This window comes from Solwaraspora sp. WMMD937 (assembly GCF_029581175.1).
Classification (GTDB): Bacteria; Actinomycetota; Actinomycetes; order Mycobacteriales; family Micromonosporaceae; genus Micromonospora_E.
This window is the reverse complement of record NZ_CP120738.1, coordinates 3885459-3900328: the sequence shown is the minus strand read 5'-3', so window position 1 is coordinate 3900328 and position 14870 is coordinate 3885459. Positions and strand designations below refer to the sequence as shown.

Annotated in this window: 11 protein-coding genes; 6 read left to right on the top strand and 5 right to left on the bottom strand. The window is 70.7% G+C overall.

Features of this window, described 5'->3' with window-relative positions:
- Window positions 1–6 precede the first annotated feature (6 nt).
- On the bottom strand, window positions 7–609 hold the full coding sequence (locus O7621_RS17205) for a nitroreductase family protein (RefSeq protein WP_282230199.1): 603 nt from the start codon (window positions 607–609) through the stop codon (window positions 7–9).
- A 226-nt stretch (window positions 610–835) separates the two neighbouring features.
- Here O7621_RS17205 and O7621_RS17200 point away from each other — a divergent pair, with 226 nt between their 5' ends.
- The gene (locus tag O7621_RS17200; protein WP_282230198.1) at window positions 836–2332 is read left to right on the top strand and encodes an RICIN domain-containing protein; all 1497 of its coding nucleotides are present in this window, start codon (window positions 836–838) and stop codon (window positions 2330–2332) included.
- 91 nt (window positions 2333–2423) lie between these two features.
- On the opposite strand, the gene O7621_RS17195 is transcribed toward O7621_RS17200, so the two are convergent.
- Entirely contained in the window at window positions 2424–3818 is a 1395-nt protein-coding gene (locus O7621_RS17195) for a short-chain fatty acyl-CoA regulator family protein (RefSeq protein ID WP_282230197.1), read from the bottom strand.
- Between the two features lie 192 nt (window positions 3819–4010).
- On the opposite strand from O7621_RS17195, the gene aceA reads away from it, so the two are divergent.
- The 5 genes from aceA (at window position 4011) to O7621_RS17170 (ending at window position 12048) form a co-directional block, all read left to right on the top strand.
- Entirely contained in the window at window positions 4011–5348 is a 1338-nt protein-coding gene (aceA, locus tag O7621_RS17190) for an isocitrate lyase (RefSeq protein WP_282230196.1), read from the top strand.
- Window positions 5345–6949 carry a malate synthase A gene (gene aceB, locus O7621_RS17185; RefSeq protein ID WP_282230195.1) on the top strand — a complete coding sequence of 535 codons (1605 nt, stop codon included), beginning with the start codon at window positions 5345–5347 and terminating at the stop codon, window positions 6947–6949. Before aceA ends, aceB begins: the two co-directional genes overlap by 4 nt.
- Window positions 6950–7184: 235 nt before the next feature.
- On the top strand, window positions 7185–7886 hold the full coding sequence (locus O7621_RS17180) for a hypothetical protein (protein ID WP_282230194.1): 702 nt from the start codon (window positions 7185–7187) through the stop codon (window positions 7884–7886).
- Between the two features lie 563 nt (window positions 7887–8449).
- Window positions 8450–9502 (top strand): patatin-like phospholipase family protein, encoded by a 1053-nt coding sequence (locus O7621_RS17175; RefSeq protein ID WP_282230193.1) that lies wholly within the window; start codon window positions 8450–8452, stop codon window positions 9500–9502.
- On the top strand, window positions 9502–12048 hold the full coding sequence (locus O7621_RS17170; protein ID WP_282230192.1) for a hypothetical protein: 2547 nt from the start codon (window positions 9502–9504) through the stop codon (window positions 12046–12048). Before O7621_RS17175 ends, O7621_RS17170 begins: the two co-directional genes overlap by 1 nt.
- Before the next feature lie 11 nt (window positions 12049–12059).
- On the opposite strand, the gene O7621_RS17165 is transcribed toward O7621_RS17170, so the two are convergent.
- Genes O7621_RS17165 through trpB form a run of 3 tightly spaced genes read right to left on the bottom strand, consistent with a single transcriptional unit; the run spans window position 12060 to window position 14833 of the window.
- The gene (locus O7621_RS17165) at window positions 12060–12815 is read right to left on the bottom strand and encodes a GntR family transcriptional regulator (protein WP_282230191.1); all 756 of its coding nucleotides are present in this window, start codon (window positions 12813–12815) and stop codon (window positions 12060–12062) included.
- Window positions 12816–12836: 21 nt separating this feature from the next.
- Window positions 12837–13643, bottom strand: a complete 807-nt coding sequence (gene trpA, locus O7621_RS17160; protein WP_282230190.1) for a tryptophan synthase subunit alpha — start codon at window positions 13641–13643, stop codon at window positions 12837–12839.
- Window positions 13640–14833, bottom strand: a complete 1194-nt coding sequence (trpB, locus tag O7621_RS17155; RefSeq protein ID WP_282230189.1) for a tryptophan synthase subunit beta — start codon at window positions 14831–14833, stop codon at window positions 13640–13642. Before trpB ends, trpA begins: the two co-directional genes overlap by 4 nt.
- Window positions 14834–14870: the final 37 nt, after the last annotated feature.

Sequence of the window (14870 nt, the reverse complement as noted above, 5' to 3'; positions counted from 1 at the left end):
TGACGGTCACACGGGGTCGGGCACCGACGCCGTGCGTACCGACAGCAGCAGGTCGGCGACGGGCAGGCGGTGCCGGTCGGCGCGCTCCCTCGTGGCGAGCGGCTCGTCGAGCTCGATGGTGGCCGCCCGGCGACCGACGGCGACGACGACCAGCGGGGTGACCGCCGCCGTGGGCAGCAGCGCCGCGACCCGTTCGGCGTCGAAGCCGGCGAGCTGGTGCACGGCGAGCCCTTCGTGCTGGGCCTGGATCGACAGGTGCGCGACCGCCTGTCCGGTGTCGTAGGCGGCCCACGGGCGGCTCGCGCCACTGTCGGCGACGGTCTGCGCGGCCACCACGATCAACGCGGCGGCGGCATGCGCCCAAACCCGGTTTCCCGGGTCGAGCGCGGCGAGCAGGCTGACGTGGGCGGCGTCGCCACGGCGGACCACGCCGAACCGCCAGGGTTGGCTGTTTCCGCAGCTGGGTGCCCAGCGGGCGGCTTCCAGCAGCGCGGTCAGCTGCCGGTCGGTGAGCCGGTGCTCCGGGTCGAAGGCACGCGGGCTCCACCGGTCGGCGAGTAGCGGGTGCAGTGGCTCGGCCGTGTTCGCGGTCTTCGGGGCGTCGGACACCAGATGCTCCTGTCAGGATCGTGGTCGAGGGCGAAAGTCGAAAATCAAGTGTCGAGGGTCGGCGGTCGGCGGTCGGCGGTCGGCGGTCGGTACGACCGTACGACGATCCACAGGTGACCGGCGAGCCATCCCATCGATTCATGTCGCTTTTACGCCTAGTCTGGATCGACACACGTGGTGCCGTACGTCCGCGACGCCACATCCGGCCACCCGAAGGAGGCAGCCGATGCCTGCCGCACCCCGCCCCGGGGAACACCCCCGCCGTTGGCGGCGGCGCCTGGTCCGCACCGCCTGCGCCGCCCTGCCCGTCCCGCTCATGCTGGTCGCCGCGCTCGCGCTCGCCGCCGCACCGGCCGCCGCCGCACCGGTCACCGTCACCAATGCCACCCAGTTCACCGACACCACCGGCGCCGGCGTCCACGCCCACGGCGGCGGCATGATCAAGGTGGGCGGGTACTACTACTGGTTCGGTGAAAACCGCCACGACGACCACACCTTCCGGTACGTCTCCGTCTACCGGTCAACCGACCTGCGCACCTGGGAGTTGCGCAACCACGTGCTGCGACAGTCCAGCAGCCCGGAGCTCGCCGTCGCCAACATCGAGCGCCCCAAGATCCTCTACAACCCGGCCACCGGCAGGTACGTGCTCTGGATGCACTGGGAGAACGGCGTCGACTACGGCCAGGCCCGGGTGGCGGTGGCCACCTCCGACACCGTCGACGGCGACTACACGTACCTGGGCAGTTTCCGGCCGCTCGGGTACGACTCGCGGGACATGACCGTGTTCCGCGACGACGACGGCACCGCGTACCTGATCTCCTCGACCCGGGTCAACGCGGACCTGAACATCTACCGGCTGACCCCCGACTACACCGGCGTCGCCGCCCTGGTGCAGACCCTGTGGCCGGGCAACTACCGGGAGGCGCCGGCCATGTTCAAACGTAACGGCGTCTACTTCCTGGTCACCTCCGGCGCCACCGGCTGGCAGCCCAACCAGGCCCGGTACGCCACCGCCTACAGCATCACCGGCACCTGGACCGCCCCGACCACGTTCGGTGACAGCATCACCTACGGCTCGCAGCCGGCCTACGTCCTGCCGGTGCAGGGCACCGCCACCACCTCGTACCTGTACCTCGGTGACCGCTGGGCCAGCGCCTGGGGCGGCCGGGTCAACGAGTCCCGCTACGTCTGGCTACCGCTGACCTTCCCGTCGAACACGTCGCTGAGCATGAGCTGGCATCCACAGATCAGCATCGACACCGCGACCGGGCAGGTCACCGGCGTCGGCGGCGGGTACGCCTACGAGACGCTGCGGGCCCGGCACAGCGGCAAGTGCCTCGACGTGCTCAACGAGTCCACCGCGGACGGCGCCGGCGTCGCCCAGTACGGCTGCCACAACGGCGGCAACCAGCACTGGCAACTACGTGACCTGGGTAACGGCTACCACCAACTGGTGGCCCGACACAGCGACCGCTGCCTGACGGTGTCGAACGGCTCCACCGCCGACCACGCCGCCGTCGCCCAGTACGCCTGCCAGCCGGGCCGCACCGACCAGCAGTGGCAACTGGTCGACGCGGGCTCCGGCTACCTGCGGACCGTGGCCCGGCACAGCGGTAAGTGCCTCGACGTCGCCGGGTACTCCACCGCCGACAGCGCCCGGGTGATCCAGTACACCTGCGGCACCGGCGGCAACCAGCAGTGGCAGCGGGTCGGAGTCTCCTGAGACCGGCGCCGGCCAGGCCGCAGGACCGGGCGGCGTGGCATCGCCGCCCGGTCCCGCAAGATCACGGGTCGGTCCCCGCAGCAGGTACGGATCAGTCCCGCAGCGGGTACGGGATGAAGGTGCTGCGGTTCTCGTCGACGTCGAGCCGCCGGCTGATCGGCGGAGCGGCCCGCTGCGGGCAGGTCATCCGTTCGCAGGTCTTGCAGCCGGGGCCGATCGGGGTGGCGGCGTCGGCGGCGTGCAGGTCCATCCCGGCCGAGTAGACCAGCCGACCGGCATGACGGGTCTCGCAACCGAGGCCGATCGCGTACACCTTGCCGGGTTGACCGTAGCCGCCGTGGTGGCGGATGACGGTCCGGGCGATCCACAGGTAGCGCTGGCCGTCGGGCATCGCGGCGACCTGGGTGACCACCCGACCCGGCGAGCCGAACGCCTCGTAGACGTTCCACAGTGGGCAGGTGCCGCCGGTACGGGAGAACGGGAACCCGGTCGCCGACTGGCGCTTGGACATGTTGCCGGCCCGGTCGACCCGGACGAAGGAGAACGGCACCCCGCGCGAACGGGGCCGCTGCAGGGTGCTCAACCGGTGGCAGACCGTCTCCCAGCCCATCGCGAAGTGCTCGGTGAGCAGGTCGATGTCGTAGCGACGGCGCTCGGCGGCGGTGAGGAACCGCTCGTACGGCAGGATCAGTGCGGCGGCGAAGTAGTTCGCCAGGCCGACCCGGGTGAGGATCTGCGTCTGGACGTCGTCGAACCCTTCCTCCTCGATGATTTCGTCGATCACGTCGGCGTACTCCAGCAGGGCGATCTGCGCGGCCATCCGGATCGCCTCCTGTCCGGGTCGCAGCGAGGTGGACAGGTGCAGGGTGCGGGTCTGCGGCCGGTAGCGGTGCAGCTCGCCGCCGAGGGAGTCGGCGTCGTCGCGGGAGATCCGTACGCCGTGTCGCTGCGCCAGCCGGTCCTGCAGCGCCGCCCGCGCCTCGCCACGGCGGATGCCGATCTGATCGGACAGCCGCTCGGCGGCCTCGTCGACTGCCGGAACGTAGTTCTGTCGCCGGTAGAAGAACTCAGTGACCTGGTCGTGCGGGCTGTGGCCGACCCGCTCCCGGTCGCCGACGAGCTCGGAGAGCTGCTCGTCGGCCTGCTGGTAACGACGGTGCAGGTCGAGCACCGCCTCGGCCACCTCCGGCAGCCGGGAAGCGAACTCGGTCAGGTCGCCGATGCCGGTGCGGGAGCCGAGCGCCTCGCGCAGCCCGGCGACGAGTCGCGGGGTGTCGTGCGGGGCGAAGCTGGTCGGGTCGACGCCGAAGACCTCGGTGATCCGCATCAGCACCGCGACGGTCAACGGCCGGGAATCGTGCTCGATCTGGTTGAGATAGCTCGCTGAAATGTTGAGCTGCCGGGCCAACTCGGTCTGACTGATTCCCCGGTCCTCACGCATCCGGCGCAGTCTGGCACCGGCGAAGGTCTTGGCGATCGCCCTCACCTCCACGCTCGTCCCGGCTGCGATCCGCCAACGTTAACACGCGCCCGGCCAGCATTAGCAGGCCTGCGAATGGACGCTTTCGCAAGTTGGCTAGATGGGCCGACGACTTTTCAATAATTGGCTACTTCCGTCTCTCGACCAGTCGCCGGCGTCGTGTGACCGTTGGTCGCACGCCACCCGAAGGAGACGACGATGCCCACCGCAGTGGAGACCGTGCAGACCGCAGTGGATCAGTTGCGACACGAATGGGACACCGACCCGCGCTGGCACGGGGTGCGGCGCAGCTACCGCCCCGCCGACGTGGTACGGCTGCGCGGCGCCATCACCGAGGAGCACACCCTGGCCCGGCACGGCGCCCGGCGGCTGTGGCAGCTGCTGCACAGCGAGGACTACGTCCACGCCCTCGGCGCGCTCACCGGCAACCAGGCGGTGCAGATGGTCCGGGCCGGGCTGAAGGCGATCTACCTGTCCGGCTGGCAGGTGGCCGCCGACGCCAACCTTGCCGGGCACACCTACCCCGACCAGAGCCTCTACCCGGCGAACTCGGTGCCGGCGGTGGTCCGCCGGATCAACAACGCGCTGCTACGGGCAGCGCAGATCAGCACCGCCGAGAGCGGTGCGGACGGCGCCGGACCCGACGGTGCCGGGCCGGGCGGCGGGGACGGCCCGGCGACCGACTGGCTGGCCCCGATCGTCGCCGACGCCGAGGCCGGCTTCGGCGGCGTGCTCAACGCGTACGAGCTGATGACGGCGATGATCGCGGCCGGCGCGGCCGGGGTGCACTGGGAGGACCAGCTGGCCGCCGAGAAGAAGTGCGGCCACCTGGGCGGCAAGGTGTTGATCCCGACCGGCGCGCACATCCGTACCCTCGAAGCCGCCCGGCTGGCCGCCGACGTGGCCGGCGTGCCGAGCGTGGTCATCGCCCGCACCGACGCGCAGGCCGCCACCCTGCTCACCACCGATATCGACGAGCGGGACCGGCCGTTCGTCACCGGCGAGCGCACCGCCGAAGGCTTCTACCGGGTGCGCAACGGCATCGAACCGTGCATCGCCCGAGGCCTGGCCTACGCGCCGCACGCCGACCTGCTGTGGATGGAGACCAGCACCCCGGACCTGGAGGTCGCCCGCCGGTACGCCGAGGCGATCAAGCGCGAGTACCCGGACCAGCTGCTGGCGTACAACTGCTCGCCGTCGTTCAACTGGCGCAAGCACCTCGACGACGCGACCATCGGCAAGTTCCAGCGGGAGCTGGGCCACATGGGGTACAAGTTCCAGTTCATCACCCTGGCCGGCTTCCACGCGCTGAACTACTCGATGTTCGACCTGGCGCGCGGCTACGCCAGTGACGGGATGAGCGCGTACGTGTCGCTGCAGGAGCGCGAGTTCGCCGCCGAACCGGCCGGCTACACGGCGGTGAAACACCAGCGGGAAGTGGGTACCGGCTACTTCGACCTGATCTCGACGGTGCTCAACCCGGCCGGCGAGACCACCGCGCTGCGCGGTTCGACCGAGGAGGAGCAGTTCGCGTGAGGTACGAGATCCTCGGCCCGATGGCCGACCGGTTCGACGAGGTGCTCACCGCCGAGGCGCTGGAGTTCCTGATCGCCCTGGACGGCGAGTTCGCCGCCCGGCGGGTGGCGCTGCTGGACACCCGCCGCGCCCGGCGGGCCCGGTACGCCTCCGGCCAGCTGCCCGACTTCCTGCCGGAGACCGAACACATCCGCACCGACCCGACGTGGCGCGTCGCGCCGCCCGCACCCGGGCTGGTCGACCGGCGGGTGGAGATCACCGGACCGACCGACCGGAAGATGACCGTCAACGCGCTGAACTCGGGCGCGAAGGTGTGGCTGGCCGACTTCGAGGACGCCACCAGCCCGACCTGGCGCAACGTGATCGGTGGGCAGCTGAACCTGATGGACGCCCTCGACCGGCGGATCGACTTCACCGACGAGCGCGGCAAGCGGTACGCCCTCGGCGAGGAGCCGGCCACGATCGTGGTCCGCCCACGCGGCTGGCACCTGGTGGAGAAGGGCATCGTGGTGGACGGGCGGCCGATCTCGGCAAGCCTGGTCGACTTCGGGCTGTACTTCTTCCACTGCGCCCACCGGCAGCTCGACGCCGGTGCCGGGCCGTACTTCTACCTGCCGAAGTTGGAGAGCCACCGCGAGGCGCGGCTGTGGAACGACGTGTTCGTCCTCGCCCAGCGCCGGCTCGGCCTGCCGCAGGGCACCATCCGGGCGACCACGCTGATCGAGACGATCACCGCCGCGTTCGAGATGGAGGAGATCCTGTACGAGCTGCGGGAGCACTCGGCCGGGTTGAACGCCGGCCGGTGGGACTACATCTTCAGCATCATCAAGAACTTCGGGCAGTGGCCGGACTTCGTGCTGCCGGACCGCGCCGAGGTGACCATGACGGTGCCGTTCATGCGGGCGTACACCGAACTGCTGGTGCGGACCTGTCACCGACGCGGCGCGCATGCCATCGGCGGGATGGCCGCCTTCATCCCCAGCCGGGACCCGCAGGTCAACGAGGCCGCGCTGGGCAAGGTGCGGGCGGACAAGCAACGCGAGGCCGGCGACGGCTTCGACGGCTCCTGGGTGGCCCACCCGGGTCTGGTGCCGACCTGCCGGGAGGTCTTCGACGCGGTGCTCGACGGGCGTCCGCACCAGGTCGACCGGTTGCGCGAGGAGGTGGCGGTGACCGCGACCGACCTGCTGGCGGTGGACAAGACGCCCGGCCAGGTGACGGCGGCCGGGGTCCGCGCCAACGTCGCGGTGGCGCTGCGGTACGTCGATGCCTGGCTGGGCGGTGCCGGCGCGGTGGCCCTGTGGAACCTGATGGAGGACGCGGCGACCGCCGAGATCGCCCGCTGTCAGGTCTGGCAGTGGCTGCACCACGGCACCCCGTTGGCCGACGGTGGGTGCGTCACCGAGGACCTGGTCCGGTCGGTCCTGGCCGGGGAGCTGGTTGCGCTGGTCGACGGACGCGACGGACCGGACCGCGACCGCGCCGAGGCGGCGGCCCGGATCGTCGAGGAGACCACGCTCGGCGAGGACCTGCCGGCGTTCTTCACGACCGAGGCGTACGCCCGGCACCTGTCCCCCGCCGCGCTGACGGACCAGCGCTGACGCCGCCCCGCGGTCACTGCGGGTCGCGGACAGCCGCCAGCCACCGGCGGCGGACCGGCAGCCGGTACGGGCTCAACGACGCGCCCGTACCGGCTGGCGTCGGAAATCTAACACTTTCAGATTGATTGAGATGACACGCGGCACCCGCAAAGACGTCGGTCGATCGACTCCTTAGTTGTGGTACGCAACTTAAATTGGTATGGCCACCGCCACACCGATTCTCGCAGGAGTCCGTATGCGCCTCATCCGACTCGGCGTCGCCGTCGCCACCACCGTGCTGATGATCGCCGCTACCGCGGTGACCACCGCCGCCCCTGCCCACGCTGCCGTCTGGTGGTCGTCCGACCGCTGGGGCACCTGGAACAGCGGCGGCTACACCCTCTACAACAACATCTGGGGATCCGGCTTCGGCGCCCAGACGATCTGGGCGAACTCCCCCCACAACTGGGGCGTGTGGGCGGACCACCCGAACACCGGCGGCATCAAGTCCTACCCGAACGCCACCCGGTACATCGGCCGCCGGGTCAGCCAGCTGGGCCAGGTCACCAGCGACTTCAACGTGACCGTACCGACCAGCGGCGTCGCCTTCACCACCGCGTACGACGTCTGGACCACCGACCACGCGCACGAGATCATGCTGTGGATGAACAGGTACGGCCCGGTCGGTCCGCTGGGCAGCTTCCAGACCACCGCCAGCGTCGGCGGGCACACCTGGAGTATCTACCGTGGCTCCAACGGCCACAACCAGGTCTACTCGTTCATCCGGACCAGCAACACCCACTCGGGCTGGGTCGACGTGGCCGCCGTGGTCCGCTGGATCCGCGATCGGGGCTGGTTCGGTGACGTGACCATCGGCGACGTCCAGTTCGGCTACGAGATCACCTCATCGGCCGGCGGCCGCGACTTCGTCACCAACTCGTTCTCGGTCACCGGCTGACACCCGCAGACGCCACGTCCGGCGGATGATCCGGTCCCGCTGAACGGAACGAACTGCCGTCCTCATCGGCTCCCCGTCCACCTGCCCGCAGCAGACGGACGGGTGACCCGGTTACCGGAAGGCCGACGGTGGCGGCCGCCGTCTCGATCGCTTCGCGGGGCTGGGTGTGCTCGACCTCCTCCACCCGTGTCGGCGGCCAGGAAGGCGACCCGTTTGCCCTGCAGTGTCGTCGCCATCTGCGGCTCCTCTCACTCGCGGACGGTGCCCAGTTGGTACATCTGCGCCAGAACCGCCCACTCGAACCCGACGGGGCCGTGTAGTGCGTGGCGCGTGACGCGACGATAGAGCAACAACGGCTGTGAGACCGGGACCATCGGAGTATTCTTCACGAAGGAGACGCCGAATTGAAGATCGATTCCAGGGGCCCCGCACCCGTGTCCCGGTATCTGCGAATACTCGCGTTTGCCGAACAGATCCGCCGACTGGCAACATCGGTAGAGTGAGTCCATCGTCGATGGTGTCGCCCGCCGGTCACGGCTTCGCCGAGAAGGTCGATTGAGATCGTGGGCGAGTCACCGGACGCCATCGAGCTGCAGCCCTGGGACGCCGAGCACCCGGTGCTCAAGATCATTCGGAAACGGCGCGACTCCGGCAGCCGGCCCGGTGCCCGCGATCCCGGTGACACGGCGAAGGTCGGCCTTGCGGTCGAGGGCGGCGGGATGCGCGGCGTCGTTTCCGCCTCGATGCTCGCGGCACTGGAGGACCAGGGTTTCAGCGACGCGTTCGACGCGGTGTACGGCTGCTCGTCCGGCGCGGTGAACAGCGCCTATTTCCTCGCCGGCGGGACCTGGTACCCCGTTTCGATCTACTACGACGATCTGACCAGCCGCCGGTTCATCGACTTCACCCGCGGCCTGCGTGGCGGGAACATCCTCGATCTCGACTACGCGTTCGGAGAGATCGTCGAGATCATCAAGCCGCTCGCCTATGACCGCGTTCTGGCAGCCGACCTCCCACTTCATGTAGCTATCACCGATGTCGATGCAATTTCCACCCGGCTGGTATCCGATTTCTCCGACCGTGCCGACCTCAAGGCAGCGCTGCTGGCCTCCGCCTGGCTGCCGATCGCCGTACGGGGAACGGCGCAGTTCCGGGGCTGGCGGGCTCTCGACGGTGGCGTGGTCACCGCGCTGCCGTTCCGACTCGCGCTGCGCGACGGATGCACCCACGTGCTCTCCCTGAGTACCCGGCCCATGCGCAGCGGCAACGGCGGGCTCGGTCTGCAGCACCGGTACACCTGCCGTTACCTGGAGAGAATCAAGGAAGGGCTGGGTGCCGCCTACCTGGCCTCGGTCCGGCAACGGCTCCGCGACCAGGTCGACCTCGCCGCCCGGCGCGGCACCGCGAGCCAGCTGCCGCCGTACGTCCTCGACCTCGCCCCGTTGCCCGAGGACACCGAGGTCAAGCGGCACGAACTGCGCTCGCACCTGCTGATCAGCGCGGCACGCCGGGCGTACTCCCTGATGTACTGCGCGGTCGAGGGACGGCCGGTGGATCTGCTCCGGTCGGGACGACTGCACGCGGTACCCCGTCTGATGGTCGTGGACCAGCGCTGATGGCCGGACGACCGACCCTCGACCAGTTGGTCGAGGAGCTTTCCCGACCACCCACGCCGCCCGGTCCGGAGCTCGACCGGCTGGCGAAACTGCTGCTGCCGGCCGGCGGTGAGTCGGCCGCCGGGCGGCGGACGACGGCGACGAACCGACCGACGGCCGATGACCTGACCTCCTGGCGGGCGCTGCTGCGTGACGTGCCGTTCGACCAGCGGTCCTTCGACGACCGGTTCCGCCCGGGCAGCTGGAAGGCGGTCCTCGACGGACTGGCGCGGCACTGCGACCGGCTCGCCGATGGTGCCGCCGACCTGCCGCCGCCGCGTCGGCAGACGGTCGGCTTCCTGGCGCTGCTGTTGATCACTCTGACCGGCCTGGCCGAATCGAGTGACCGCCGAACCGCCGCCGCGCCGGCCCGGGCGGGTACCACCGACGGGAGCACACCCCCACCCGGTCACGACTGTCCCGGCGTGTGCGGGCGTCTCGTCCGGCAGCGGCCGGTACGCGAGACGATCCGCGAGCTGTACCGGCCGGTCGGCGGACCGCTTCCGGACCAGGCCGGTCAGGATGCCGTCGCGGGGTCCGAGTGGACCGCCGGAGTCGACTTCGACACCCTCGATTTCCATGAGCACGGCACCACCTCGCTGATCCTGCGCGGGTCCGGCACGCGACGGGGCGGGCTGCGTCGACCCTTCGCCCTCAAATTGATCCTCTACCCGTACCTGCGGATCCCGCGCATCGCGAGCACGACGAAGGCGTACGCCGGGCTCTACGATCTCGCCGGTGCCCAGGCGGAACATCTGGTCGCGGTCTGGGCCAGCTCGCACAGCTGGATCCTGATGGACTTCGTCGCCGGGCGTCCGCTGCACGAGGTGTGGCGGGAACGCACCGCGCGACGCCGCACCGCGCGACGTGCCCGCCCCGGACCCTCGGCGACATCCGGCGACGACCAGGGCCTCGGCGAGGCCTCGGTCGACCGGTTCGCGCTCCTGGCCGACCTGCGGGACTACGGCACGGCCGCGTTCCTGGCGCTCGCGGAGCTCGACCGGTTCCTCAACGCCGGCAACCACCCCACCGAGCCGACCAGGCGGGGGCACGGCGACCTCGCCCCGTCGAACATCATGGTGACCTACCGGGACGGCCGACCCGTTTTCCGGCTGATCGACATCGGCGCGAACTACCTGTACACGTACGCCTTCGGCGCGCTCGAAGGCCCGGACGGACAGTTCATCGCTCCTGAGGTGAAGGCCGACGGGACGGCCGGTGACAAGTCCGACGTCTATTCGCTGGGCAAGTTGCTGACCATGTTCGGTGGCGGGGAACCGGGTGATGTCGTTCCAGACGAGTTCTACGCCCACGCGCCGCTGCTGGCCCGGTTCATCGAGGACCTCATCGACACCCACCCGGACCATCGGTTGCTGCTGTTCTCGCCGGACACCGACCCCGCCGAGCGGCACGCCGCAGCCGGTGAAGAACAGCAACCGGCACCGGACGTCTCCCGGTACGCCCGACTCCACGACACGTTCGCTGCGGAACTCGACGCCGAGGCGGCCCGGACGCCGCCGACCGACGACCGGCTGGTCCGAGGCACCTGGGAGCTGTTCCAGACCCGACTGACCCTCGGACTGTTCCGACCGCTCGCCGGTGCCCCCGGTCAGCTGCGTCGCATCTACCGGACGCGCCGGGCTGAGCCGGGTGCCGCCGGCCGTGCGTCGGCCCTCGCCGCAGCCCGGTTGCTGGCCTGGTCCTGGCTCTCCTCCGTGGCCTGGGCGGTGACCTGCGCCATCACCCTCATCTGGATCATCCGGCAGTTCGACTGGTCCTGGGGCAACCGGATGGTGGAGTCCCTGCAACGGACGCTGGGCGGCTCGGAAGATCACTTCCCGGTCCTCGACTCGCTACGCGCTCCCGGGTACTCGATACCGGACATCGAGGCGAACGCGCCGGCCCTGCTGGTCGGTCTGACGTACGCGATGGTGTCGGCGAAGTACTACCACAACATCTTCGCCAGCATGAATCCGCTGGCCGCTGGCTGGCGGGCCGGCGGCCTCACCGTCCGCGCAGCCCTCGCCCAGTTCGCCATCCGGATACAGACGGTCACCGGCGCCGTCCTGGTGCTGCCGATCGTGCTCTACGACCCCCGGCTGTGGCCGATCAACAGCGCCATCGGCCAGACCCTGTCGCTGTTCACCAACAGCGCCGTCCTCCTGTTCGCCCGACGTGCCCTGGCGGACGCACGTCGGCGTGGGCTGAGCACCGTACCGCCGAGCGACGCGAAGGTCACCGGGCTCGCGTCGTTCGCGGAGTGGACGCCGTCCTCGCTGTTCTACGCGGGGATCGTCTGGACGATCGGGCTCGCGGTCTACCAGGGCGCGCTGCAGGACGTGTACGTGTACGCCTTGTCCGTGGCGTCAATCAACCTCTTCCTCTTCTACATGATCAAGTGTGGCCGGGGAGCGGCCGAGGTCAGGACCGCGCTCACCCGGGCCACCGGGGCGGCCGAGCGGCTGCGGTGCCTCGCCCTCGCCCACCGCGACGACCATCGGGTGTAGCCGAGGTCAACTCAACCGGTCGCACCCCAGCGCAGCGACAGACCGGTGACCGCCCGCTCGGTACGGATCTCCATCATGCTGCCGAGGATGGTGGCCCGGTCGACGACGACGGCGGTCGTGTCGACGGCGTAGGTGATCCGGTTGCTGACGAACACGGCACTGCCGACCGGTTCCTTCAGCAGGGGCCCGACGACGGAGTCGAGCAGGCCAGGGTGAACCGTCTCGGCCGCCCTGGCGACCGAGACGCCGATGTCGGCGAGAGCGCCGTACAGCGACTCGGCGGTGAAGTCGCGGCCGCGGAGCCGGTCGGCGTGCGGTTGGCGTACCCAGGAGACCTGGTGAATCGCGGGACGGCCGGCGAACTCACGCAGTCGCTCCAGCCGCAGCGCGTGCTCGCCCGGCGCGATCCGCAACTGGGCTGCGGCGCGAGCCGACGCGAGCCGCACCGACCGGGCGAGCACGGTCGTGCGTACCTCGTGGCCCTGTCTGACCAGGTCGTCGGCGAAACTGTGCAGCGAGCCGAGTTCGTACGCCAGGTGCGGCGGGGCGACGAAGGTGCCCCGGCCGGGCTGCTGCACGATCAGCCCGTCGTCGCTGAGCCGACGCAGGGCCTGGCGCAACGTCATCAGGGTGACGCCGTAGGCGGCGCTCAGCTCGCGTTGCGGAGGCAGCGCCTCGCCAGGGGTGTACTCGCCGCCCCGAATCTTCGCCGCGAGGTCGGTGGCGATGGCCTGGTACCTCGGAGCGGGTCCAGGGCTCGCGGTCACGGTCGTCACGCTCCTGCTCGGTCACGCTCTGGTCCACCGTCCACCGCCCGGAGGCAGGTCCTGGTCGAGGGCGCGGCGCATCCGGGCGAGGTAGCTGCCGACATCGTACGGGCTGGCTCCGTCCAGCACCCGACGCATCAGCGCGGCTCCGACGACGACGCCGTCGGCGGAGCGGGCGGCGTGCGCGGCGTGCTCCGGAGTGGAGATGCCGAATCCCACCATGACCGGCCGGTCCGTGCTTCGCCGTAGCTGGTCGGCAAGTGCCCCGGCGGAGTCGGCGACCGTGGTCCGCTCGCCGGTGGTGCCCATCACCGACACGGCGTAGACGAAGCCCCGGCTACGCTCGGCGATCTGCGCCAGCCGGGGTGGCGGGGTGGTCGGCGCGGCCAGCAGGACCAGGTCGATGCCGGCGGAGGCAGCCGAGCCGGCCAACTCGTCGGACTCGCCGAGCGGCAGGTCCGGCACGATCAGACCGCTGACTCCCGCGTCGCGCAGCGCGGCGCAGAACCGCTGGGAGCCGGCGTGCAGGACCAGGTTGTAGTAGGTGCTGGCCACCAGCGGCACGTCGGCCGCGGCACCGGCGAGGTCGTCGAGGATGCCGCGGGTCGTCGCCCCGCGTGCCAACGCCCGGTGGGTCGCCTCCTGAATGGTGGCGCCGTCCAGGGTGGGGTCGGAGAACGGCAGGCCGACCTCGACCGCGTCGGCTCCGGCCTCGACGAAGGCCCGCAGCTGGTCTAGCCAGGTCCTGGTGATCCCACCGGTGACGTACGGCATCAGCAGTTTGCGCCCGGCGGCCCGGCGCCGCCGCAGCCGGTTCTCAAGCGTCATGCCGGGTCACCGGGGGTCGGACCGTCACCGGGGGTCGGACCGTCCTTGAGCGTCGAGACATCCTTGTCGCCTCGCCCGGAGATGGTGAGCAGGACGGTCGCGCCAGGCGGCAGCTCACCCGCGCCGGCCGCGCGGACCACCCAGGCGAGCGCGTGCGCCGACTCCAGCGCCGGCACGATCCCCTCGGTACGGGCCAGCCGGACCACGGCGGCGGCCGCCTCGTCATCGGACACCGTCTCGTACCGGGCGCGACCGAGATCGCGCAGGTGGGCGTGCTCGGGCCCGACGCCCGGGTAGTCGAGTCCGGCGGCGATGGAGTGCGCCTCGACGATCTGGCCGGCGTCGTCCTGCAGGAACCGGGAGCGGCATCCGTGCAGGACGCCGACCCGGCCGAGAGTCACGCCGGCGCCACCAGCCGCTTCCACCCCGACCAGCCGGGCGGACGTGTCGACGAAACCGGCGAAGGTGCCGGCGGCGTTGGAGCCACCGCCGACGCAGGCCACGACGTAGTCCGGCACCGCGTTGGCCAGCTCGCGGGCGCACTGGCCGCGCGCCTCGTCGCCGATGACCCGTTGGAAGGTCCGCACCATCCACGGATACGGGTGCGGACCGATCACCGAGCCGGCGCAGTAGTGCGCGTCGTCGGTACGCCCGACCCAGTAGCGCATGGCCTCGCCGGTGGCGGCGGAGAGAGTGCGGCTGCCGGTACCGACCGGAACCACGTCGGCACCGAGCAGTTGCATCCGGAACACGTTGAGCGCCTGCCGTTCGATGTCCCGCTCACCCATGAAGACGGTGGCGTGCAGGCCGATCAGCGCCGCTGCGGTGGCGACGGCGACGCCGTGCTGCCCGGCACCGGTCTCGGCGATCAGGCGCGACCGGCCCATCCGACGAGCGAGCAGCGCCTGACCCAGCACGTTGTTGATCTTGTGGGAGCCGGTATGGGTCAGGTCCTCCCGCTTGAGCATCAGGTGGACGCCGAGTTCCGCGGAGAGGCGCAGCGCCGGCGTCAGCGGCGTCGGTCGCCCGACGTGCACGGCCAGCATGCGGGTGAGGCTGTCCCGGAAACCCGGGTCCGACCATGCCTGCCGGAACGCCTCCTCCACCCGCCGGCAGGTCTCAACCAGCGACTCCGGCACGTAGCCGCCGCCGTAGCGGCCGAACCGTCCGGTCGGTCCGGGGTCACCCATCCCGGCACTCCTGGACCTCTGCAGTACGTCGGCCACG

Bases quoted from the DNA above. Each gene is read 5' to 3' on its own strand.
- O7621_RS17200 (WP_282230198.1), top strand. From the start codon at position 836: ATGCCTGCCGCACCCCGCCCCGGGGAACACCCCCGCCGTTGGCGGCGG.
- aceA (WP_282230196.1), top strand. From the start codon at position 4,011: ATGCCCACCGCAGTGGAGACCGTGCAGACCGCAGTGGATCAGTTGCGA.
- O7621_RS17180 (WP_282230194.1), top strand. From the start codon at position 7,185: ATGCGCCTCATCCGACTCGGCGTCGCCGTCGCCACCACCGTGCTGATG.
- O7621_RS17170 (WP_282230192.1), top strand. From the start codon at position 9,502: ATGGCCGGACGACCGACCCTCGACCAGTTGGTCGAGGAGCTTTCCCGA.
- trpA (WP_282230190.1), bottom strand. From the start codon at position 13,643: ATGACGCTTGAGAACCGGCTGCGGCGGCGCCGGGCCGCCGGGCGCAAA.
- trpB (WP_282230189.1), bottom strand. From the start codon at position 14,833: ATGGGTGACCCCGGACCGACCGGACGGTTCGGCCGCTACGGCGGCGGC.